This is a genomic window from Terribacillus halophilus (assembly GCF_900101385.1).
Classification (GTDB): Bacteria; Bacillota; Bacilli; order Bacillales; family Amphibacillaceae; genus Terribacillus; species Terribacillus halophilus.
Window position 1 is genome coordinate 46861 of sequence record NZ_FMZB01000009.1, and the last position, 20813, is coordinate 67673.

The window sequence follows — 20813 nt, forward strand, 5'->3', positions numbered from 1 at the left end:
ACGAAGGCTTTTCTCCTAATTTTAACAATCGCTTGGACATGCTATACTAAAAGCAATCGAAAGGAGCGACGAATCATGTTTACACATCGGATTGACTCAGCCACTTATATGAAGCTTTTGGAACAGCAGGACAGCGAGAAGCTGTTCCAGCTGATCGACAGCTCCCGGGAGCATTTGCGTCAATGGCTTCCGTGGGTAGATCAGAATACAACTGTCGAGCACAGCAGACAATTCATCCAGCGTACACTGGAGCAGTTCGCGGCCAATAACGGATTTACTGCAGGAATATGGTATCAAGGCGCTTTAGCCGGAGTGATTGGTTTCCATAAAATCGACTGGGAGAATCGCTCTACCAGCTTAGGCTATTGGCTGGGGGAAGATTATACTGGTCTTGGTTTGATGCAGAAGGCTGTCAGCAAATCCCTTGATTATGCCTTCCTTGAACTTCGGCTGAACCGGGTCGAAATCCGCTCCGCCATCGGGAACGTACGAAGCAGGAGAATCCCGGAAAAGCTTGGCTTCACGCATGAAGGTACAATCCGCCAAGCGGAAAAGCTTGTCTATGGGTTTGTGAATCATAATGTCTATGGCATGTTATTGGAGGAATGGGAAGAAAAAGAAAACAGCAAGACGGAAGATGATGAAGCACAAGGATAATCATCACATTTCAAATTATTACATTTTCATCTCATACGTTTAGTCTCATATTCCAAAGGTTATATAAACACCAAGGAGATGAGAAGAACAATGAAGAAGAAAATGCATATTGTATCATCGACAGACGACAACTACGCACAGCATTTGGGTATGACATTGGGTTCTTTACTTGAAAACACTTCAAACCCTGAGGATATGGTCATTTCAATCATCGATGGAGGAATTAGTCAGCAAAAGAAACAGTTGCTGAAAGAAACGGCGGCTGCCTATGGGACGCCATTGCATTTCCTCGATGTGGATTTGGATGCATATGGAGGCGCTATTGCCAGCCGACACATTTCAAAGGCGGCTTACTATCGTATATCCATCCCCGAGATGATGGATCCAGCTATTGAACGGACGCTGTATGTTGATTGCGATATGCTGATTTTGGATGATGTCAAAAAGCTTTTCGATGCTGATATGAATGGCAATATCATTGCAGCTGTCGGAGATTACGGCGAGCACCACCGACTTGAAAAGATGGGAATCACTAAAAAAGACCGCTATTTCAACTCTGGCCTGCTCCTGATCGACATGAAAGCATGGCGTGACAATGATATTACGGAGAAAGTGCTGACATTCATCAACGAAAATCCGGATAAACTGGCTTGGCATGACCAGGATGCACTGAATGCTATTCTTTGGAATGACTGGCTCATGCTCCATCCAAAATGGAATGCACAGACGCACGTTATCCTAAAAGAATACAAAGCGAAATCACTCAAGGAAGAGCGGGTATTGCGCACAGTAAGAGAAACACCATCCATCGTCCACTTCTGCGGGGAAGAGAAACCTTGGCAAGAAGGATCCATCCACCCCTACACTGATGGTTATTATGAATATCTGGCCAAAACCCCGTTTGGACAGCAAAATGCCACATCTAGAAATTCCTTATCTGTATAAATTGTTTGTTAAACCGGAGTTAAAAAAACTCCGGTTTTTTCTATGATCCCACCTTCTATGTTACACTGGTACTAAAGGAGGTGCTTTCCCTGAAAGCTAGACGCACACTATATACTGTGCTGCTGTCGGTTGGCATCGTCATTGTCGCTTTATTCATTTTCCGCTCTTTTTTCTATTTCCCCAGTACCGTATATGGCGAATCAATGGCCCCGACTTTGGAAGACCAAAACAAGATCATCATCAGCCGGATTGGAGAAATCAACCGTTTTGACGAAATCGTTTTCCATGCCCCAGACCAGGATGCAAGCTACGTAAAACGTGTAATCGGTGTGCCAGGAGACACGATTGAATACAAAAATGATGTACTCTATGTAAATGGCAAAAAGCATAAAGAGCCCTATCTGAAAGAAATGAAGGCAGCTATGCAGGGAGATGCGTTATTTACGAATAACTTCAAGCTTCGTGATGTCATTGGGGAAAATACAATTCCCGATGGTTACCTGTTCGTCATGGGAGATAATCGCAGAAATAGTAAAGACAGCAGGATGTTTGGCTTGATCCCACAAGACTCCGTCATCGGGGAAGTAAAGTTCCGCTATTATCCAATCCCCCAATTCGGATTGACCAACTGAATAATTATTAGTGACGAACAGTGCAGGCTATTGCACTGTTTTTTTATTTTCTCCAAGTTCTGGTTGACTTCCTCCTTCTTTGGTTATATAGTTAGTTACATGAGTAACGAACCAATTACCCCAATCTTATAAAGGAGCAATTCTATGCTTGATGAATCAAAACCAATTTTCATCCAGATAAAAGAACAGCTGGAAGATGCCATCCTGAACGGATCTATCCAAATAGGCGAAAGAGTACCCTCTACCAATGAATTTGCTCAACATTATAAAATAAACCCGGCCACAGCAGGAAAAGGCATCAACCAGCTTGTAGACGAAGGTATATTATTCAAGAAAAGAGGCGTAGGTATGTTTGTAACAGAAACAGCACCTGAAATTCTTTTAGGAAAACGAAAGCAGCAGTTTTATGATTCGTATATCATTCCGCTGAAACAAGAAGCGAATAAGCTAAACATTTCTCCAGAAGAGATAATTCGTATGCTAAGAGAGGATGAACGAAAATGACTATTGTTGCGGATGCTCTAACGAAAGAGTATAAATCAACCAAAGCTCTGAAGGGAATTGATATTCGTATTACCGAGCCTAAAATTTACGGTCTGCTAGGTCGTAACGGCGCTGGTAAGACTACCTTCATGCAGCTATTAGCTGGCTATGACAGACCTTCAAGCGGTGATTTATTTATTAATGGTATGAAACCCTTCGATAACCGAGCTGTTACAGAAAAAATCTGTTTGATAAAGGAAGCAGATAATTTTAAAAAGGATCTTACCGTTCAGCAGGTGCTGAAAATCGCTTCCATGTTCTATCCGCAATGGAATAAAGAACTCGCTGAAGAGTTGCTGGAAGGCTTCGATTTGAACAGGAGACGCCGCGTCAAAAGCCTTTCAAAAGGCATGGAATCAGCGCTAGGTATCATTGTAGGCCTAGCAAGCAATGCACCTGTCACTATGATGGATGAACCATATATCGGATTGGATGCTGCTTCCCGTGCTTATTTCTACGAGGTGTTGCTGGAAGAATTTCAAAGTAATCCTCGAATCATCATCCTGTCCACCCACTTGATTGATGAAGTCAGCAATTTATTCGAAGAAGTGATTATCTTCAATAAAGGCAGCATCCTTCTACAAAAAAGTGCTGAAGAACTTAGAGAACAGAGTTATTGCGTCTCAGGTCCAACAGATCAAATAAAAGCTTTTGTAGAAGGCAGACATATAATCAAAGAAAAGAGCTTCGCTGGAACTTCACAAGCATATTTTCTATCAGTGGAAGCACCGAAAGTGACTGGTGATCTTACGATTTCCGGTGTTCCGATGCAAGATATGATGGTTCATTTAACAGAAAAAAGAGGTGCGCGTGCATGATGAAACAAATTCAAGCTTTACTCTATTTCTTTTTTATTGATAGCAAGAGGACAATAACGATATTTTGTTCCATTCTTCTCTTCATCATTATTGTATTAGCAGCTTTTTCAGCCGGGTCGGATGAAATGTATATCGCGATTACTCCACCAGCATATATATTCATGGCTATCTTTGGCTTCCGTACTATCCAGGAAAGTCTCCCATTTGCAATCAAGCGCGGCGCTACAAGAAAAAGCTATCATACGTCAGTGGGGATTTTCACAATTGGAATCAGTTTCATCATGACAACCTTCCTTGCTGCGGTGCAATTATTGCTTCATGGTGTACTGCAAGTTGCCAGTATAACCAATATCCATATCATTCGACCGATTCACGAAAGTACCGAGTTGACTAGCATACTCTTGAGTCTGCCACTTGATTTCGCTATCATGCTTTTCAGCTTTGCTGCAGGCCTTTTACTTGGAATCATCGTTTACAAATTCGGGTTCCTTGGTGGTTCTGTCTTTGGAGCTATCGCTTTAGTTGGTATTACTCTCTCATTAACAAATCAACAGCGTATGATTGACTTGCTGGATTGGGTACAAAATCTATCTGTTCTTCCGGCATTTGGTTTGATTTTCGCTATCGCCTGCATTTGCTACTTGATCAGCTGGTTCTTCATCCGCACCAGTACCTCTATCGGTCAGCGTGCCATATAAAAAAAGAGACTCACGCCCCGGGGGCATGAGTCTCTTTCCTGCTTATTTACTTACTACTGTAATCTGTTCATCAACCAAATCCACTATCATATTGCTTACATCTTCTTCTTCAAGAATAAAATCAGTGATTTTATCTTCTACTTGACCCTGGATGACGCGGCGTAATGGGCGGGCACCAAAACGAGGATCATAGCCTTTTTTAGCCAAGAAGTGTTTCGCTGCGTCAGTCACTTCAAGCTGGTAGCCTTCTTCTTCCATGTTCTTCGTCAAATCTGTCAGCATAAGCTCGACGATTTGTACCAAGTCTTCCTCTTTCAATGCCTCAAAGCTGATGATGGAATCGAAACGGTTCAGGAATTCTGGTTTGAAGTATGCACCAAGCTTTTCCATGACGGATACAGCCTCATTGCTGGAATTTGTAAAGCCGACAGAGATCTGTTTATCTCCTGTACCAGCGTTACTTGTCATGATGATGACCGTATCCTTGAAGCTCACTTTTCGGCCTTGGCTGTCTGTCAAATGCCCGTCTTCCATGATTTGAAGGAACATATGCTGTACATCCGGGTGTGCTTTCTCGATTTCATCCAATAGGACGATAGTATACGGGTTGCGACGCACACGCTCTGTAAGCTGTCCAGCTTCTTCATGTCCGACATATCCTGGAGGGGAACCAATCAGTTTCGCAACAGAATGACGTTCCATGTACTCACTCATGTCCAAACGGATGAATGATTCACGTGTGCCGAACATTTCCTCTGCCAGCGCTTTTGTCAATTCCGTCTTACCTACCCCAGTTGGACCGACAAAGAGGAAGGAACCAATTGGACGCTGTTTGGATTTCAAGCCAGCTCGGCTGCGGCGGATTGCTTTGGCAACCCGTTCTACTGCCTGCTTTTGTCCGATGACTTTGCTGGATAGGTTCGCAGCCAAGTTCTTCATCTTATTCTGCTCTTCAGATTGGATCTTCGTTACAGGAATGCCCGTTTTCTCTTCGACAATCTGCTGGATCACTTCAACAGTCACTTCGCCTTTTTCTTCATTCTTCGGTTCTTCAAGCTTCTGTTCAAGCTGGATTTCCTCTTGGCGAAGGTATGCAGCTCGTTCGTAATCTTCACGACCGGCAGCTTCTTCCTTCTCTTTTGCAATCTGCGCAAGACGAGTTTGGATGGCATCTTCATCCGTTGTCACTGTCAGCAGATTGATACGAGATCCAGCTTCATCGAGCAAATCGATGGCTTTATCCGGCAAGAAGCGATCTTGAATATAACGCTGCGACAAGTTCACGCTCGCCTTGATTGCATCCGCTGAATAAGTAACTTGATGGTATGCTTCGTATTTTTCCTGCAAACCTTCCAGAATTTCGATAGCCTGCTCTGTTGTCGGCTCTTTCACCATGACTGGCTGGAAGCGACGTTCCAGTGCAGCATCTTTTTCAATCTGACGATACTCTTTCAAAGTAGTGGCACCTATCAGCTGTAACTCACCACGTGCAAGCGCTGGTTTCAGGATATTCCCTGCATCCATTTGGGAACCTTCTGCAGTTCCAGCTCCGACTAGCAGGTGAATTTCGTCCACAAACAGGATGACGTTCTTACGCTGCTGCAATTCGGAGATAAGCTGTTTCATCTTTTCTTCGAATTGACCGCGAACACCGGTGTTTGCAACTAGTGAAGCGACATCGAGCAAGTAAATTTCTTTATTTTGCAGTTTTACTGGTACATTGCCTTCGACAATCTGCAAAGCTAGTCCTTCTGCAATCGCCGTTTTACCTACCCCAGGCTCGCCTATCAGGACTGGATTGTTTTTATTGCGTCGGTTCAGTGTCTCGATGACACGTTTCACTTCCTGCTCACGGCCGATTACTGGATCGATCAGACCGGCACGTGCACCATCTGTCAAATTCTTACCAATTGAGTCCAGCAAGCCCCCGCGTCCGCGGCCATTACCGCCAGCTTGGGTTTGATGATTCGCACCAGCTTGGAAGCCGGATTGTGCTCCACCACCGAAGATATTCTTAAAGAAATCATCCATTGTTCCGCCATTGTTCGCGAAACCTGCAGGATTCTTAGATGTATTTTTCATTTCATTATAGCAAGTATGGCAGAGCTGTAATTGTTGTTTTTGGTTATTGAATTGCATAAGTAAGTTCACATTTGCTTCTCGTTCACCACAATGTTGGCATTTCATAATTACAATTACCTCCCTAATAGGTTTGTTTAATTTAGTTGGTCAAGTGTCTTGCTTTGACTTTGACTATCTTTGACCTTGTGATCTCATTATAGTCTGACCTTCTTTGACTTTCAAGTGTTTTGTTTCCTTTTTTATATTTTTTTATAAATCCTTTCTCTCTATAGAAATAAGCAAGAACAAAAAAAGCACCGCCTATAATAGGCGATGCTCCTCTTTTATTTTGCGTTTTGTTTTTCTTGATTACGTAGTTCTACGCGTCTGATTTTACCAGAAGAAGTCTTCGGCAAATCTTTGACGAACTCAATTTTACGCGGGTACTTGTAAGGTGCAGTTGTATTTTTTACATGTGTCTGTAATTCCTTGACAAGGCCAGGATCGTTTTCATCCACCCCTTCACGGAGGATGACGAATGCTTTGACGACATTTCCTCGGATTTCATCAGGACTGGCGACAACTGCGCATTCTGCTACAGCTGGGTGTTTGACCAAGGCGTCCTCTACTTCGAATGGTCCGATCGTATAACCGGAACTGATAATAATGTCATCGCTACGGCCTTCAAACCAGAAATAGCCGTCTTCATCGACAGAAGCCTGGTCACCAGTGACAAAGTATCCGTTTCTTTCCGCTTGTTCACGGCGTTCAGGTTCACGGAAATATGTTTTGAACAATGCCGGACTATCAAGTTTCAGAGCTATATCACCGACTTCACCTGTTTTGACCTGCTTACCTTCTTCATCGATTACGACTACTTCGTTACCAGGTGTTGGCTTGCCCATGGAACCCGGTCTAGGCTCCATACCTTTCATGATACCAAGCAGCAGCGTGCTCTCCGTCTGTCCATAGCCGTCTCGTACAATGATGTTAAAATGCTTTTGGAAAACATCAATGACTTCCCGGTTCAATGGTTCACCAGCGGATACCGCACTATGCAATGCACTTAGGTTATAACTTCCCAAATCTGACACTTTCGCCATTAGGCGATACTCAGTCGGTGTACAGCATAGTATGTTGACTTTGTAATCCTCCAATAAGGACAGATAAGTTTTGGCGTCGAAGCGTCCCATGTAAACGAAGCCAGTAGCACCTGTTCCCAATACAGAAAGGAACGGACTCCATACCCATTTTTGCCAGCCAGGTGCCGCTGTCGCCCATACGACATCACCTTCGGAAGCAGACAGCCAGTTTTCAGCCGCTGTGCGCAAATGCGCATATCCCCAGCCATGTGTATGCACGACCCCTTTTGGATTGCCTGTCGTACCACTTGTGTAGGACATTAGTGCAATATCTTCACGGGAGGTTTCTACTGTTTCCAGTTCTGCTGAGGCTGCCGCTTTGAGCTTCCCGAGATCCTCCCATCCAGCTGCAGCTCCGCCGACTGCAAGTTTGATCAAGCTATCTTGATTCTCAATCTTTTCAAATTGTCCAGTGAAGGCATGATAGCTGATGATGCTCTTCACTCTTCCATGATCGATTCGGTATTGCAAGTCCTTCGTCTTCAGCATTTCGGAGCTAGGGATGATTACAAGTCCGAGCTTCAAAGCTGCCGCATAAATATGATATGCCTCCACGACACGCGGTACCATCACGAGAATGGAATCGCCCTTTACCAAGCCCAGTTGTTTCAGAACATTACCTGTGCGGTTTACGTCCTGGAATAACGTCTTATACGTCACTTCCTTCTTATTGCCCGCCTCGTCCATCCAAATGAGCGCTTTACGATCTTCGTCTGTAACATATCGCTCCATTTCATCAACGATGTTGTATTGCTCTGGTGCAATCAAATCTTTTCTTTCCATATTTACGCCTCCTAAATGGCTGCCTGATTTACCTAATGGACTTATTATAGCAGACAAAAGCACGGCTTCCCAGTAATAATTGTTACCAAATTATAAAACTTGATATTAGTATCAGGTCTCAATACTTCTCCAAAGCGTAACAGCCGCATAACTACGGTAAGGAGACCATCTTTCTCCACGTTCATGAATTGCTGCTGGTGTCGGCTTTTCAGCGAGATTGCCATAGGTCTTCAAAGCGTTTTGCACCCCGATATCAGCAGCAGGTAATAAATCAGCTCGCCCTAACCCGAACAGCATCCAGTTTTGAGCTGACCAGCTGCCAAGCCCCCTAATTTCCGTCAATGCTGCAGCGATTTCTTCATCAGATGCGGCAGCAAGCTGCATCAGATCTAATTTCCCCTCTGCAATCAAACGGCTTGTATCAATCACATATTCTGCCTTCCGCTGCGAAAACTGCATCGCACGTAAGTCTTCGTACGCCAAGGAAGCAACAACATCCGGCGACGGATAGAACCAGATGTCATCTTCCTTTGTTCCGAATGTCTCCACGAATCGATTCGTCAGCGTGTAGGCAAACTTCAAATTCAATTGCTGGTGGATGATTGTCTTCATCAAGCAGTAATACAAGTCCGTATCTTTTACGATTGGGGTTCCTGCATGTGCGTAAAATAGTTGTTCCAGATCCGAACCGACAAAATGCGCAGCTACCCCCGCAAGATCGATATCCCACTGGAGCCAGCTCTCCACCCAAGCAAGTATATCTGCTTGTCTCAAAGAATCCACGCTAGAAACGTTAACAACAGGAGCTGTGATAGGTCCGCCGAACTTTAATAAAACAATATGGCGGGACCCATCCTTTAAAACAACCGGAAGCTTCATTACATGACTTTCCGGATCAACTACATTCAGCTGATCCATACTCCATCTTTTCATCAAATAATGATAATTGTATGTATGTGTTCCTTTAAGCTGTTTTTCCCACATGATTATTCTCTCCTATCCTATATGTTTTATTGAAAAGTCAATGACATCCTGTACCACTTTCGTCATTCGTTTATCTTTATGCCAAAGCAGTTTCGTTATAGGCTGATTGATCGGGGCATCAATCCGGATTGAGCTTAATTCCCCTGATTCCAATTCATTCCGTACAGTCATAAGCGGCAAATAGGAAAAACCAAGCCCAGCCTTCACACATTGTTTAATCGCTTCGATACTGCCGAATTCAATGATGTTTTCTAAATGTAAATTCTGTTCCTCCAGTACCTGCTCCAACTCCGTCCTGTAAGAACACCCTTTCTCAGTCAGTATTAAAGGATGCTGCATCACCTCAGACAAAGCAGCGGATGATTGAACTGATAATGGATGATTCGCCGATCCTATCAGGACGATATCCTCCTGAAATAGGGAAACGGATTCCAGGAAGTCATACTGCTGGTCCCGATCCATGATAAAAGCTAGATCCAATTCGCCCTTTTGCAGCATCTGTTCCGAGGTTTTACTGGATGGTACAGGTTTCAGGACGACCTGTACTTGCGGATATCGGGAACGGATGAAACGAAGCAATTTAGGCAGACGATAGATGCATTGACTCTCACAGGCGCCTATTAGAATTGTGCCTTTTTCCTCCATCCCCTCATCGAATTCCCGGCTCATTTCATCATGCAAAGCCAGGATCCTTTCAGCATAGCTTTGCATTTTTATTCCCGCTTCAGTCAAATAAATCCTCTTTCCCAGACGCTGAAACAGCTCGACACCGTATGCTTTCTCCAATGCTTTTATCTGGGCAGTGACACTGGATTGAGCATAATCAAGCCGTTGGGCTGTCTTCGTAAAATTAAGTGTGTCTGCTGCTACAGTGAATGTCTTTAAATGATTGATGTGCATTTGCACTCACTCCTAAATCGCTTTTTCCGATTATAATAATCAAATAATTCAGCTTTTCCTATGCATGAGTGCAGTATACACTTTTTATATAAATATTGGAAAGGGCGTGATAGCTTGTCTATCGGATTGATTCTTGGCAGCAGCCGTACGAAGAGCAACAGCAAAATACTCGCTGAAGCCCTTATAGAAAATATGGAACATGAAACACTTGATATCAGCGAATTATCCTTGACGGATTTTGAAGACTTCCGTCATGAATCAGTACATGCACCCCTGGATGAAAGCACTCAGATCTTACTGGATTTCCTTCTAAAACATGATATTATCATTATTTTTGCACCAATTTACTGGTACGGCATACCCGGAAAACTGAAAGTTCTTCTTGATCGGCTCAGCTATGTTTTCAGACAACCGGCATTCGAGAACAAGAAACCAAAGGAAGCCATCGTACTTGCAGTCGGTGGGGATCGACCACGAGTAAAAGGTTTGCCGATGATATTGCAATTCCAGCAGATATTCGACTTTATCGATATTCCCTTTGATCATTATGTATTGGCTGAGGGCAATAAACCAGGAGATGTAAGATCCGATAGTAGAGCCATGGCTGAAATAGCTTGGCTGCGCCAATATTTGCAGAAAGGGAACACACATGAAGGACACAACTGAAAAAACGTGGCGGGACTACTTCATGGAAATCGTCATAGCGATCATCCAAACCAAATGAAAAAGCTGATCCTCGTTCGGATCAGCTTAAAACTGCGTAATCGCCTTCGGTAGGATATCCTGTTTGACCAAGTCATCCAGTGTACGGAAAGAATATCCTTGTTTCTTCAATTCTATGATCAGTTTCTCCAGTGCCACGGCATTATCTTCAGATACGGAATGCAAAAGCACCACTGCTCCTGGATGCATCTGAGCCATCACTTGATCATACGCATACTGCCACCCTTTTTGTTCGCCCGTTCTCCAATCAGCATAGGCGAGAGACCAGAATACGTTCGTATAACCAAGATCTTCGGACCATTTCAGTGAACGGGCACTAAAGGTGCCACGCGGGGCTCGCAAATAATGCATCTCATCCTGATCCGTCAGATCTGCCACCGCATCTTCCAGCATCTCCAGTTCCCGCTGCATCTTTTCTTTGGAGACTTTCGTCAGGTCAGGGTGATGATATGAATGATTGCCCACGATATGTCCTTCTTCCACCATCCTTTTCACCAAATCAGGCGCTGATGATACATAATGACCTGTGATAAAGAATGCAGCTGGAACGTCGTGCTTCTTCAATACATCCAGGATGTCTCCTGTATATCCTTGTTCATATCCGTTATCGAAAGTGATATAGACTGTTTTTTCCCCGGAATCATCCAGATAATAGCTGTGGTATTTATCCAATAGCTGCTGGTATTTGCCAGTTTCCGGTATGCTGCCATCCTTGCTCTTTACAAAGCCCCATCCATAGCTCACAGAACTTTCAGCAGCTACGAATGATGGCATGACAAACAGCAAAACAAGCAGGGCTAACATTGATTTCCATCGCATATGACACACTCTCCTTACCGATAGATTGTGCCAAATCCCCACCCTCTATGCGACGAAAAAACAGAAAAGACCGTGCCCAGGCACGATCTCACTTCAGTTTATTTTCCATTTCATCAAGCATCCGGAGCATTTCATCGATTTCATCCAAGGAAGCCTCTTCCGGTTCGATATTATCCAAATAATCCATGAATGCAGCCAGACGCTGCTTCAAATCATCCACTTTACTTGCTGCCAAATATAAAACCCCTTTACCGCTTCATCTGGCTCTTAGTATATCACAGCGGCATTCGTTATTGAACGTTGAAAGTGAAGGACAAGTGGTCTTGAATCGGAATCCATGCACCTATGCCTTGCTTGGTCACATTCTTGACTACAATCTGTTTTTTAGATCCCTTCAATTCCAAATAGACTTCCCCGAAAGTGATCGTACCCTTTTCATTGACTGCTGGCGCATAAGCCGTCAATATCCCGGACTTATTCAACGGAACTCCATAAGCATTTTCCTTATTCGTCCCTTTACCGATGACAGTCTGGAAGGAAAGCGGAAGCTTCGTATTCTTCTGTGCCTGCTGTAGCATCATCAGCTTGATGTCTTTCGGATTTTCGATTTCAGCTGTCAATCCGCCTTTTACATAGCGTTCTTCCTGCTGTTCGTAATTCATTTGCGTTGCTGATTCGCCTCCTGCATTGCTCAGCTGGTTCGTATTCACTTTTTGATATTGCCAATTGATATTCGTTTCGGCAGACTGGTACTCCAGCGGCCAATGCCCCATGTAAATCATTCCGCGGTATCCAATTGCAAGCGGTGATGGTTTCAGTGTAGATTCATTGAGAATGCGGATCAGCTCTGGGTTTTGGATGACAATGTCACTATCTTCCGTCAGTTCCCTGACAAGTTCACTTGGTTCCAGAACTATCTGATCCTTATTTGAGTTCGGGTAAGTATTTTCTTTGGATATATTCAAGACATGATTCGGGATTTCGGTATCCTTCTTCTGTACTTTCTCTGCTTTCCCTGCCAGGGAGAAAGGAAGAGTCAGCAAAGCCAGTGCCATGATTGTTATGAGGATTCTAGCGAATTTCATAAGAAAAGCCCCTGCCTTTCAGATTTTTTTCTAGTATCTGAAGTCAGGAGCCATCCTATACATCTCAATAATGATTCAAATGATTCAGATGGACAAGGTCCAATCGCTCTTCGATTTCCATGCAATCCTTCACCGTTTGCACCATGGAACAGTTTTTTTGTGCAAGCTCCAGGTCCTTCTCCAGCTGCCCTCTATCCAAATGATAGCCACGTACAATGAATGTCAATGTGATTTTGGAAATGCGATTAGCAGCCAATTCATCCCGTTCCACTTCTGCCGCCACTTCCAAATCATCTATCTCAAGCCGCTGCTTTTCGATGATTTTTCGGAAGACAGCGGCACTGCATCCTGCTATCGAAGAAACCATCAGCTCATAAGGCCGGATACCAAAGAGCTCATTTCCGTCGATATCCAATGTTTGATGGGGCAGTTCGATACGGAATCCATGCTGTTTCATTGTCAGCCTCAATTCCTTCACCTCTCCTTGCTATATCTTTATAGCTTATATTCCCAAGGAGATCAGCTTTTAACCCTCGACCTTGATTGACCAATTCCAGGAAAAACTATACAGTAGGATGGGGAAATCATCTTACATACAGGGGTAATGACATATGAGAAATGCATACAGTTTTTGGATTCTTGTCAGTATTGTGGCAGTTTCCGGTTTCAGCCAGGGGCTGCTGCTTCCGCTCATCGCCATTATATTTGAGCAGGACGGTCTTTCTTCATCGATGAATGGATTGAATGCCGTTGCCATTTATATCGGCATTTTGCTTGTATCTCCATTCATGGAAGCCCCTTTGCGTAAATTCGGATACCGTCCAGTCATCATGGCCGGCGGACTGCTCGTTGTTGTGGCGTTGCTAGCCTTCCCGCTATGGAAGTCCTTTTGGTTCTGGTTTATCCTGCGGTTATTGATCGGAATTGGAGATAATGCGCTTCATTTCGGTACGCAGACTTGGATTACATCCTCTTCTCCTGAAGCAGTGCGCGGACGGAACATTTCCATTTATGGGCTTTTCTTCGGAATTGGGTTTGCTGTCGGTCCGCTCATGACATCGCTTGTCAAGGTTTCAGAATCTCTGCCATTCATCTTATCAGGCGGACTTTGCTTGATCGCTTGGTTCACTCTTTTTCAGCTGCGCAATGAATTCCCAGCAGAAGAGAATAACCAAGCTGTACAGCAGCAAGGGTTGCTGCAGCGTTTCGGCTCGACACTGAAATATGCTTGGGTTGCCTTTTTGCCGCCACTTGGATACGGCTTTTTGGAATCCTCCTTGAATGGAAGTTTTCCTATATATGGATTGCGTCAGGATATTGGTGTATCAGAAGTGTCCATATTGCTGACTGGCTTCGCCATCGGAGGTATTGTGTTCCAAATTCCACTAGGTATGCTCAGCGACAAATTCGGCCGTAAATATACGCTCCTGACCGTAACGCTTCTCGGTACGATGTGTTTTGGGGCTGCCGTATTGACAGAGCAGCATTATATCACCTTATTCGTTAGTTTATTCGCCGCCGGGATGCTGCTTGGTTCAACCTTCTCGCTCGGCATAAGTTATATGACTGATTTGACACCGCGGCATTTACTGCCGACAGGAAATCTGCTTTGCAGTATCACCTTCAGCATCGGCAGTCTTGGCGGCCCTTATCTTAGCGGTGTGTTTATCGAAAAGATGCCGGATGTCAGTTTCTTTCTCATCATGACAGTCATCTTCGCTGGTATTTTCATAACCTTGCTCGTCCATGCAGTTTTCACTAAGCGTACAGTAGTTGCAGGACAGCATTAAAGGGATGCGCCCAAGCGGGCACATCCCTTCTTTTAATTGATATAACGGGAGAATCGCTTCTCCAGACGCTCCTGGAAATAAGAAATGATGATACATAACGGCCAATATACTAGCGCCACTGTAATATACATCGTCATCGAATCAAAAGTCCGGCCAGCCACAATCTGTGCCTTTTGGAACATTTCCGGAACAGTGATAACCGCCGCCAGACTAGTCGCCTTCACCAAATCAAGGAACACATTTGTCAGTGGCGGCATCGCTACCCGTGCTGCTTGCGGGACGATTACTCTAGTCAGTGTTTGCCAATAATTGAGACCAAGCGCATAGGCGGATTCCCATTGACCATATGAAATACTGTTCAGCGCCCCTCTATTTACTTCGGAGATATAAGCTGCACTATTCAATCCGAAAGCGAGGACAGCGCATGTAAATGCATCCAGCCTGATTTGAACAACCGGCAACCCTTGATAAAGGATGAACAAAAACACGAGTATCGGTGTCCCGCGCATAAAAGAGATATAAAAGCGCGACGGCCACCGAAGGAAAAAGAATCGGGAACTGCGGCCGATGGCCAGAAAAAAACCTAAGAGCAGCCCCATCCCCATACCGGCAAAAGCAACTGCTATCGTCATTGGCAATCCTTCCAATATGAACGGCAAGTTCTCCCATGCCAATTCTGCATCAAAGAATTTACCGATATTCGCCATCTCGAATGGAATCATTTTTCTTCTTCCTGCTGCTGTTTCAATACTTCATCGATTGTCGGGATATCCTCATCCGGCTGCTGGGAAACGTCCGCACCACCGAAGAACTCCTCGGAAAGTTTCGTCAGTGTACCATCTTCCTGCATCTCTCCGAGAACCTTGTCGACTTGTTTCTTCAATTCCGTTGCATCTTTCGGCATGATGGCAGCATTGGCTGTTGCATCGAATTTGAAATCTGGGTGGATTGTGATATTAAAATCCGGAAAAGCTTGCAGTGCCAGCGACTGCAGGTAATAATCATTGATGATCAGATCGGTACGGCCATTGTCCACATCACGCAAATAAACATCATTGGTTGTATTGCCATATGCCACTACCTCAGCACCTAGCTGTTCTGCAATCTTGCTGTAGCCGGTCGTTGCCTCACCGCCTGCCTTTTTCCCTTTAAAATCTTTTAAAGAATGAATGCCAGAAAGGTCATCTTTACGCACGATCATCGTTGTATACGAATATTTATAAGGATTGGTATAAGCAAACTTATCCTTACGCTCATCTGTCACACCAATATCATTGGCAGCCATATCGACACGCCCATTTTGAACAGACGCAAGCATATTATTAAAATCAGAAGTTTTAAACTCTACTTCCAAATCGAGTCGTTTGGCGATTTCTTTTACTACTTCTACATCATATCCAGTAATTTCATCCGATCCTTCTGGATAGTAACTTGCCGGATACAATGTGCCGGAAGTTCCGATAGTGATCTTCCCGGAATCCTGAATTGCTTCCCATACTTTATCCTCTGACACTTGCTCGGCACTGTCATTATCAGAAGAACCGCAAGCACTTAAAATAAGGACGGCCAGTAAACCACTTAATAACAGTAATCGTTTCTTCATGATGATGTTTCTCCTTTATCGATTCACTTATTACCTTCTTGTTCCAATAATTCATCCACTGTCGGCAATTTTTCATCTGGCTTTTGGGAAACATCCGCTCCGCCATAGAACTCCTCTGACAGTTTGGACAATGTACCATCTTCCCGCATTTCGTTAAGAGCCTTGTCCATTTGTTTCTTAAGCTCGGGTGCATCCTTTGAAAGGATGGCGCCTTGTTCTATTTGGTCAAATTTAAAGTCAGGATGGATCATGATATTGAAATCAGGAAAAGCCTGCAACGCTAATGACTGCAAATAATAGTCATTGATGATTAGGTCCGTCCGGCCATTATCGACGTCGCGCAAGTACACATCATTAGTTGCATTGCTGTATGTGACAACCTCAGCTCCAAGCTGCTCGGCAACCTTGCTGTGGTTTGTCGAAGCTTCTCCGCCGGCACGTTTTCCTTTTAGATCGGCCAGGCTGTGAATACCAGACAAATCATCTTTCCGGACGATCATGGATGTATAGGAATATTTATATGGCTCCGCAAAAGCGAATTGCTCCTTTCTTTCATCAGTTATTTCGATATCATTTGCCGCCACGTCAATTCTGCCGTTTTGAATAGAAGCAAGCATATTGTTAAAATCAGATGTCTTGAATTCCACTTCCAGATTCAATCGCTTCGCAATCTCCTTGATTACTTCCACATCATAACCTGTAAGTTCATCAGATCCATCTGGATAGTAAGACGCCGCAAAAAGCGTACCAGAAGTACCGACTACCAGCTTGCCGGAGTCTTGAATCTTCTCCCATGTCTTATCATTGCCAGCGCTTTCAGAATCTTCCTCTCCACTGGTCCCACAAGCTCCTAGAAGTAGCACAATCATAAATAAACTACATATAATACCTAATCTCTTCCCCATGAACCTACACACTCTCCCCTTGTTATATTTTCATATATCCTAAAAGATAACAGGTAATCACTTCTATTTCAACATTTTTCTGAACTGTTTCATTTTTTCCCTTTAACTGTTATACAAATAAATAAAAATTATTTCTTTTTTATATTGATTTTAAACTAGCTATGTAATATAGTATAATCACTATTACATTATAATAATTATAAACAAGCTGCATATCAATTGGAGGTTTTAACCGAATGAAGAGACATTTCGAACTGCTTGCCGCATTATTAAGCGGTGCAATCATCATCATCACATATTTATTATTTCATGACACAGAAGCAGCCCCTTTCCTTTATATAGCCGCATATCTAATCGGTGGTTATTACAAAGCAAAGGAAGGAATTACCGAAACAATTTTGGAACGGAAGCTGAATGTGGAGATGCTGATGATTTTCGCTGCAATTGGAGCTGCCATCATCGGTCATTGGCTGGAAGGCGCTTTGCTCATTTTCATCTTTGCCCTTTCCGGTGCATTGGAAACTTACACGGAAAATAGAAGCAGTCAGGAATTGCGTGCATTGCTTTCACTTCAACCTGATGAAGCAACCAGATTGACTGGGACCAGCAAAGAAATTGTCCCTGTCGATCAACTAAAAGTGAATGATCAGGTACTGGTACTGCCTGGAGATCGCATACCAGCCGATGGCGTCATCACGAAAGGTACAACAAGCATCGATGAAAGTGCCATCACCGGAGAAGGTATACCTGTAACAAAATCAGAAGGTCACGAAGTATTCGCCGGCACCGTCAACAGCAGCGCTGTCTTGGAAATCCGTGTCATGAAGCCTTCAGAAGATACATTGTTCCAGCGGATCATCACAATGGTGCAAACTGCCCAGGCACAAAAATCACCCGCTCAGCAATTCATCGAGCGATTTGAAGGACCTTATGTCAAAATCGTCCTGTTACTAGTATTGCTATTATTCCTAGTTCCTCCTATCTTTACGGCCTGGTCTTTCACCGAATCATTTTATCGAGCAATGATTCTGCTGGTTGTCGCCTCCCCATGCGCTCTTGTGGCATCAGTCATGCCGGCGACCTTATCGGCAATTTCCAAAGGCGCGCGAAATGGGATTCTGGTCAAAGGCGGGGTACATCTGGAATCACTTGGTCAAGTAAAAGCAGTCGCCTTCGATAAAACCGGCAGTTTGACAGTTGGTAAACCGGCCGTGACAGATTTTCTTGTCGGTAAAACAGCTGAATCTTCCCAAGTGCTGTCTGCTGCTCATGCCATTCAATCCCAATCCTCCCACCCGCTCGCAAAAGCAGTGGCAGCATACACAAACACTGACTCCATCGAGCCTGCCGAACACGTAACAGATGCTACCGGTCAAGGCATGGAAGGAGTATGGCAGGGACAGAAGTGGCGGATCGGAAAAGCATCTTATATGAACAGTACAGTTGACCAACTATTCGCAGAGCAAGCGAATGCGCTGGCTACTGCCGGAAAATCGCTTGTTTTTATAGAAAACGAAGATGGGATTGCCGGGGTATTTGCTCTTCAGGATACATTGAGACCCGAAGCCAAAGCAGCCATCCGTTCCTTAACGAAGCTCGGGATAGCAACCATCATGCTGACAGGAGATAACGAGCAGACTGCAAAGGCAATAGCCGCTCAAGCAGGCATCACAACTTATCGCGCCAATTGCTTGCCAGAGGAGAAAGTCACGGAAATCAAAAAGCTGGAAAGAAATCACGGAATGATTGCCATGGTAGGAGATGGGATCAATGATGCTCCTGCTATCGCTACTGCACAGGTTGGGATCGCTATGGGGAATGGGACCGATGCAGCACTGGAAACCGCTGATATGGTCCTGATCAAGAATGACTTAGGAAAGCTGGCTGATGCCATCAGGCTCTCAAAGCGGATGCGCCGGATCATCAAGCAAAACGTCATCTTCTCCGTCAGCGTCATTCTGCTGCTGATTTTGGCAAATGTGACTCAATACCTAGGTTTACCTCTCGGTGTGGTCGGACACGAAGGCAGTACGATTCTTGTGATTTTGAATGGTCTGCGGCTATTGAAATAAAAAAGGCTTCCTTCATCAGGAAGCCTTTTTCGCTTTCTTTCGCTCATCCAGCATCGCATTGATTTCCCCACCGGTAATGATGATGATGCCGGAAAGATAAAACCAGATCATCAGGACGATGACCGCTCCAAGAGATCCATAAGTCGCGGAATAATTGCCGAAGTTATCTACGTAAAAGGAGAATAACAGAGATGCAATCATCCAGCCGATCGCCGCAAAGGCTGCACCGATCATTGATTCCTTGATCGAGATTTTCTTACTTGGCGCCAGCACATACAATGCAAGCAATACAATGAAGAATATAACAAAGGAGATCACCCAACGTAATGCACCCCATACAGTCAGGAAACCTTCGTCCAACCCGAAAATGGAAAAGATATAAAGTCCAATCGATTTACCAAAGATCGGCAGCAGGAAAGCAACCGAGATAACGAGTACCATTGCGATTGTCAGTACGACAGCTACGCCTCTGGCTACGATGAAAGATCGATCTTCATTGACATCGTATGCCCTATTCAAAGCACGAATGATGGCGTTGACACCATTTGATGCAGACCAAAGCGTTGCCAAAATACCGATCGATAAAAGCCCGCCGTTGCGGTCATTGACCAGCCCCGTTATATTTTCTTCCAAAAGTTCCATGGTCGATTCAGGAGCAAATGTCGATAATGTATTCATGATATCTTGTTGACTGACTGGCAAAAATGCGATCAAGGATACCAGAAAGATGATAAATGGAAATAGTGATAGCAATAAAAAATAAGCCAGCTGGGCAGACAGACCAGTCACTTCATCATTGCCGATCCGCTGCCCAAGCTGTTTCAAAAAGCTCCCCATGGCTTCTCCTCCTTCTCTCTCTAAACAGCTCTAATCTTTATCTAGCTGCTGTCGTTGTGCCTGCCAATTGTTTCGGACGTTCTGCAGCAGGCAATTCAATCTGATCATCCAGCTTGCTTACTTTTTGTAATGCATGCTGGACTTCCTCCAACCCTCTCAGGCCCTTATCGGCCGAAGTGGATAAACTGGTCGCCACTCGTGCATAAGACGTTTTTACATCATCCACGAAAACACCAGGATTACGGAGGTAAAAAACTGCCTCAGAACCAGCACGCATTAAGTTGCCGCGGACATGGTCCCTTGTCTGTGCATCACATAACGAAATCAAGCCGCCGACAGTAGCACCAATCGTTAAACCTAACGTGAACTTACTCTTCATCAAACCGGCTCCTTCCATCTTATCTGTTGTTTTATTGTCTCGCACAATTCCGCACACCCCGCATCCGGCATCAGCAATTCATACACAGCTTCAAACCACCGGTGAAGAACGGATCGTCACCTGTGCTGTCTTTCATGAATTCGGACAAAAGCTGATAACGGAACGAAAGGGCAGAAGGATGTAACTTTTCCCACGTGCCAGTGACCGATTCAGGCAGAGTCGATGATAACAAGCCCGGATAAACCCGCTTTCTCTATCCGTTTGCGTAAAATCTCCTTTGCCATCGGCGCAGCATGCGTTGCCTAAACAAATAAACAACACGTTTATCATTCACTCAACTCCCTTGTTTTATAAATGCGAATATGTGCGGATGTCTGCTATTCCATTCCCCGCGTAACATCTATTCAAACAGCAGAACACCCATGCTATAATATGGA

At 44.4% G+C, this 20813-nt stretch carries 22 protein-coding genes; 9 read left to right on the forward strand and 13 right to left on the reverse strand.

The annotated features are described in order from the left end of the window. The first annotated feature begins 75 nt into the window (after positions 1 to 75). From BLQ53_RS14675 to BLQ53_RS14700, 6 genes are all read left to right on the forward strand, one after another. Positions 76 to 657 (forward strand): GNAT family N-acetyltransferase, encoded by a 582-nt coding sequence (locus BLQ53_RS14675; protein ID WP_093728058.1) that lies wholly within the window; start codon positions 76 to 78, stop codon positions 655 to 657. Between the two features lie 90 nt (positions 658 to 747). Then, positions 748 to 1602, forward strand: a complete 855-nt coding sequence (locus BLQ53_RS14680) for a glycosyltransferase family 8 protein (protein WP_093728059.1) — start codon at positions 748 to 750, stop codon at positions 1600 to 1602. Positions 1603 to 1682: 80 nt separating this feature from the next. Continuing rightward, on the forward strand, positions 1683 to 2234 hold the full coding sequence (lepB, locus tag BLQ53_RS14685) for a signal peptidase I (RefSeq protein WP_212733372.1): 552 nt from the start codon (positions 1683 to 1685) through the stop codon (positions 2232 to 2234). Between the two features lie 144 nt (positions 2235 to 2378). Further along, positions 2379 to 2738: a GntR family transcriptional regulator gene (locus BLQ53_RS14690; protein WP_093728060.1), complete on the forward strand. Its 360-nt coding sequence runs from the start codon at positions 2379 to 2381 to the stop codon at positions 2736 to 2738. Next, positions 2735 to 3595, forward strand: a complete 861-nt coding sequence (locus BLQ53_RS14695; RefSeq protein ID WP_093728061.1) for an ABC transporter ATP-binding protein — start codon at positions 2735 to 2737, stop codon at positions 3593 to 3595. The genes BLQ53_RS14690 and BLQ53_RS14695 overlap by 4 nt, the downstream gene beginning before the upstream one ends. Further along, positions 3592 to 4293 (forward strand): hypothetical protein, encoded by a 702-nt coding sequence (locus tag BLQ53_RS14700; RefSeq protein ID WP_093728062.1) that lies wholly within the window; start codon positions 3592 to 3594, stop codon positions 4291 to 4293. Before BLQ53_RS14695 ends, BLQ53_RS14700 begins: the two co-directional genes overlap by 4 nt. A gap of 42 nt (positions 4294 to 4335) precedes the next feature. Here the strand turns inward: BLQ53_RS14700 and BLQ53_RS14705 are convergent, their stop codons facing one another. From BLQ53_RS14705 to BLQ53_RS14720, 4 genes are all read right to left on the reverse strand, one after another. Then, positions 4336 to 6480: an ATP-dependent Clp protease ATP-binding subunit gene (locus tag BLQ53_RS14705; protein WP_093728063.1), complete on the reverse strand. Its 2145-nt coding sequence runs from the start codon at positions 6478 to 6480 to the stop codon at positions 4336 to 4338. A gap of 218 nt (positions 6481 to 6698) precedes the next feature. Continuing rightward, positions 6699 to 8279, reverse strand: a complete 1581-nt coding sequence (mbcS, locus tag BLQ53_RS14710; RefSeq protein WP_093728064.1) for an acyl-CoA synthetase MbcS — start codon at positions 8277 to 8279, stop codon at positions 6699 to 6701. 111 nt (positions 8280 to 8390) lie between these two features. Then, on the reverse strand, positions 8391 to 9263 hold the full coding sequence (locus BLQ53_RS14715) for a DNA-3-methyladenine glycosylase family protein (protein WP_093728065.1): 873 nt from the start codon (positions 9261 to 9263) through the stop codon (positions 8391 to 8393). Positions 9264 to 9275: 12 nt separating this feature from the next. Next, complete coding sequence (locus tag BLQ53_RS14720) at positions 9276 to 10163, reverse strand: LysR family transcriptional regulator (protein WP_093728066.1); 888 nt, start codon at positions 10161 to 10163, stop codon at positions 9276 to 9278. A gap of 114 nt (positions 10164 to 10277) precedes the next feature. On the opposite strand from BLQ53_RS14720, the gene BLQ53_RS14725 reads away from it, so the two are divergent. Further along, on the forward strand, positions 10278 to 10829 hold the full coding sequence (locus BLQ53_RS14725) for a flavodoxin family protein (RefSeq protein ID WP_158221479.1): 552 nt from the start codon (positions 10278 to 10280) through the stop codon (positions 10827 to 10829). An 84-nt stretch (positions 10830 to 10913) separates the two neighbouring features. Here BLQ53_RS14725 and pdaA read toward each other — a convergent pair whose 3' ends face one another. From pdaA to BLQ53_RS14740, 4 genes are all read right to left on the reverse strand, one after another. After that, on the reverse strand, positions 10914 to 11705 hold the full coding sequence (gene pdaA, locus BLQ53_RS14730; protein WP_093728068.1) for a delta-lactam-biosynthetic de-N-acetylase: 792 nt from the start codon (positions 11703 to 11705) through the stop codon (positions 10914 to 10916). An 88-nt stretch (positions 11706 to 11793) separates the two neighbouring features. Further along, on the reverse strand, positions 11794 to 11940 hold the full coding sequence (locus BLQ53_RS18990; protein ID WP_170829719.1) for an SE1561 family protein: 147 nt from the start codon (positions 11938 to 11940) through the stop codon (positions 11794 to 11796). A gap of 55 nt (positions 11941 to 11995) precedes the next feature. Further along, entirely contained in the window at positions 11996 to 12790 is a 795-nt protein-coding gene (locus BLQ53_RS14735; RefSeq protein WP_093728069.1) for a YfkD famly protein, read from the reverse strand. A 64-nt stretch (positions 12791 to 12854) separates the two neighbouring features. Beyond that, positions 12855 to 13268, reverse strand: a complete 414-nt coding sequence (locus tag BLQ53_RS14740) for an OsmC family protein (protein WP_342005238.1) — start codon at positions 13266 to 13268, stop codon at positions 12855 to 12857. Between the two features lie 133 nt (positions 13269 to 13401). Between BLQ53_RS14740 and BLQ53_RS14745 the strand changes: the two genes are divergently transcribed. Then, positions 13402 to 14580 carry an MFS transporter gene (locus tag BLQ53_RS14745; protein ID WP_093728071.1) on the forward strand — a complete coding sequence of 393 codons (1179 nt, stop codon included), beginning with the start codon at positions 13402 to 13404 and terminating at the stop codon, positions 14578 to 14580. A gap of 32 nt (positions 14581 to 14612) precedes the next feature. Here the strand turns inward: BLQ53_RS14745 and BLQ53_RS14750 are convergent, their stop codons facing one another. From BLQ53_RS14750 to BLQ53_RS14760, 3 genes are read right to left on the reverse strand one after another with little or no spacing between them, the layout of a single operon-like run. Then, positions 14613 to 15302, reverse strand: coding sequence for an amino acid ABC transporter permease (locus BLQ53_RS14750; RefSeq protein WP_093728072.1), 690 nt, complete (start codon positions 15300 to 15302; stop codon positions 14613 to 14615). Further along, on the reverse strand, positions 15299 to 16183 hold the full coding sequence (locus BLQ53_RS14755; RefSeq protein WP_093728073.1) for a transporter substrate-binding domain-containing protein: 885 nt from the start codon (positions 16181 to 16183) through the stop codon (positions 15299 to 15301). The genes BLQ53_RS14750 and BLQ53_RS14755 overlap by 4 nt, the downstream gene beginning before the upstream one ends. 23 nt (positions 16184 to 16206) lie before the next feature. After that, positions 16207 to 17052 (reverse strand): transporter substrate-binding domain-containing protein, encoded by an 846-nt coding sequence (locus tag BLQ53_RS14760; RefSeq protein ID WP_244499360.1) that lies wholly within the window; start codon positions 17050 to 17052, stop codon positions 16207 to 16209. 248 nt (positions 17053 to 17300) lie between these two features. Here BLQ53_RS14760 and BLQ53_RS14765 point away from each other — a divergent pair, with 248 nt between their 5' ends. After that, positions 17301 to 19160 carry a heavy metal translocating P-type ATPase gene (locus tag BLQ53_RS14765; protein WP_244499362.1) on the forward strand — a complete coding sequence of 620 codons (1860 nt, stop codon included), beginning with the start codon at positions 17301 to 17303 and terminating at the stop codon, positions 19158 to 19160. 15 nt (positions 19161 to 19175) lie between these two features. On the opposite strand, the gene BLQ53_RS14770 is transcribed toward BLQ53_RS14765, so the two are convergent. Next, a complete protein-coding gene (locus BLQ53_RS14770) occupies positions 19176 to 19997 on the reverse strand; it encodes a YihY/virulence factor BrkB family protein (RefSeq protein ID WP_093728076.1) in 822 nt (273 codons plus the stop codon). Between the two features lie 37 nt (positions 19998 to 20034). Beyond that, the gene (locus BLQ53_RS14775) at positions 20035 to 20421 is read right to left on the reverse strand and encodes a hypothetical protein (RefSeq protein WP_139180891.1); all 387 of its coding nucleotides are present in this window, start codon (positions 20419 to 20421) and stop codon (positions 20035 to 20037) included. Positions 20422 to 20813 lie beyond the last annotated feature (392 nt).

What these genes read in the sequence shown, in the direction of transcription:
- BLQ53_RS14675 (WP_093728058.1), top strand. Translation starts at nt 76, where the DNA reads ATGTTTACACATCGGATTGACTCAGCCACTTATATGAAGCTTTTGGAA.
- BLQ53_RS14680 (WP_093728059.1), top strand. Translation starts at nt 748, where the DNA reads ATGAAGAAGAAAATGCATATTGTATCATCGACAGACGACAACTACGCA.
- BLQ53_RS14690 (WP_093728060.1), top strand. Translation starts at nt 2,379, where the DNA reads ATGCTTGATGAATCAAAACCAATTTTCATCCAGATAAAAGAACAGCTG.
- BLQ53_RS14695 (WP_093728061.1), top strand. Translation starts at nt 2,735, where the DNA reads ATGACTATTGTTGCGGATGCTCTAACGAAAGAGTATAAATCAACCAAA.
- BLQ53_RS14700 (WP_093728062.1), top strand. Translation starts at nt 3,592, where the DNA reads ATGATGAAACAAATTCAAGCTTTACTCTATTTCTTTTTTATTGATAGC.
- BLQ53_RS14705 (WP_093728063.1), bottom strand. Translation starts at nt 6,480, where the DNA reads ATGAAATGCCAACATTGTGGTGAACGAGAAGCAAATGTGAACTTACTT.
- mbcS (WP_093728064.1), bottom strand. Translation starts at nt 8,279, where the DNA reads ATGGAAAGAAAAGATTTGATTGCACCAGAGCAATACAACATCGTTGAT.
- BLQ53_RS14715 (WP_093728065.1), bottom strand. Translation starts at nt 9,263, where the DNA reads ATGTGGGAAAAACAGCTTAAAGGAACACATACATACAATTATCATTAT.
- BLQ53_RS14720 (WP_093728066.1), bottom strand. Translation starts at nt 10,163, where the DNA reads ATGCACATCAATCATTTAAAGACATTCACTGTAGCAGCAGACACACTT.
- pdaA (WP_093728068.1), bottom strand. Translation starts at nt 11,705, where the DNA reads ATGCGATGGAAATCAATGTTAGCCCTGCTTGTTTTGCTGTTTGTCATG.
- BLQ53_RS14735 (WP_093728069.1), bottom strand. Translation starts at nt 12,790, where the DNA reads ATGAAATTCGCTAGAATCCTCATAACAATCATGGCACTGGCTTTGCTG.
- BLQ53_RS14745 (WP_093728071.1), top strand. Translation starts at nt 13,402, where the DNA reads ATGAGAAATGCATACAGTTTTTGGATTCTTGTCAGTATTGTGGCAGTT.
- BLQ53_RS14750 (WP_093728072.1), bottom strand. Translation starts at nt 15,302, where the DNA reads ATGATTCCATTCGAGATGGCGAATATCGGTAAATTCTTTGATGCAGAA.
- BLQ53_RS14755 (WP_093728073.1), bottom strand. Translation starts at nt 16,183, where the DNA reads ATGAAGAAACGATTACTGTTATTAAGTGGTTTACTGGCCGTCCTTATT.
- BLQ53_RS14760 (WP_244499360.1), bottom strand. Translation starts at nt 17,052, where the DNA reads ATGATTGTGCTACTTCTAGGAGCTTGTGGGACCAGTGGAGAGGAAGAT.
- BLQ53_RS14770 (WP_093728076.1), bottom strand. Translation starts at nt 19,997, where the DNA reads ATGGGGAGCTTTTTGAAACAGCTTGGGCAGCGGATCGGCAATGATGAA.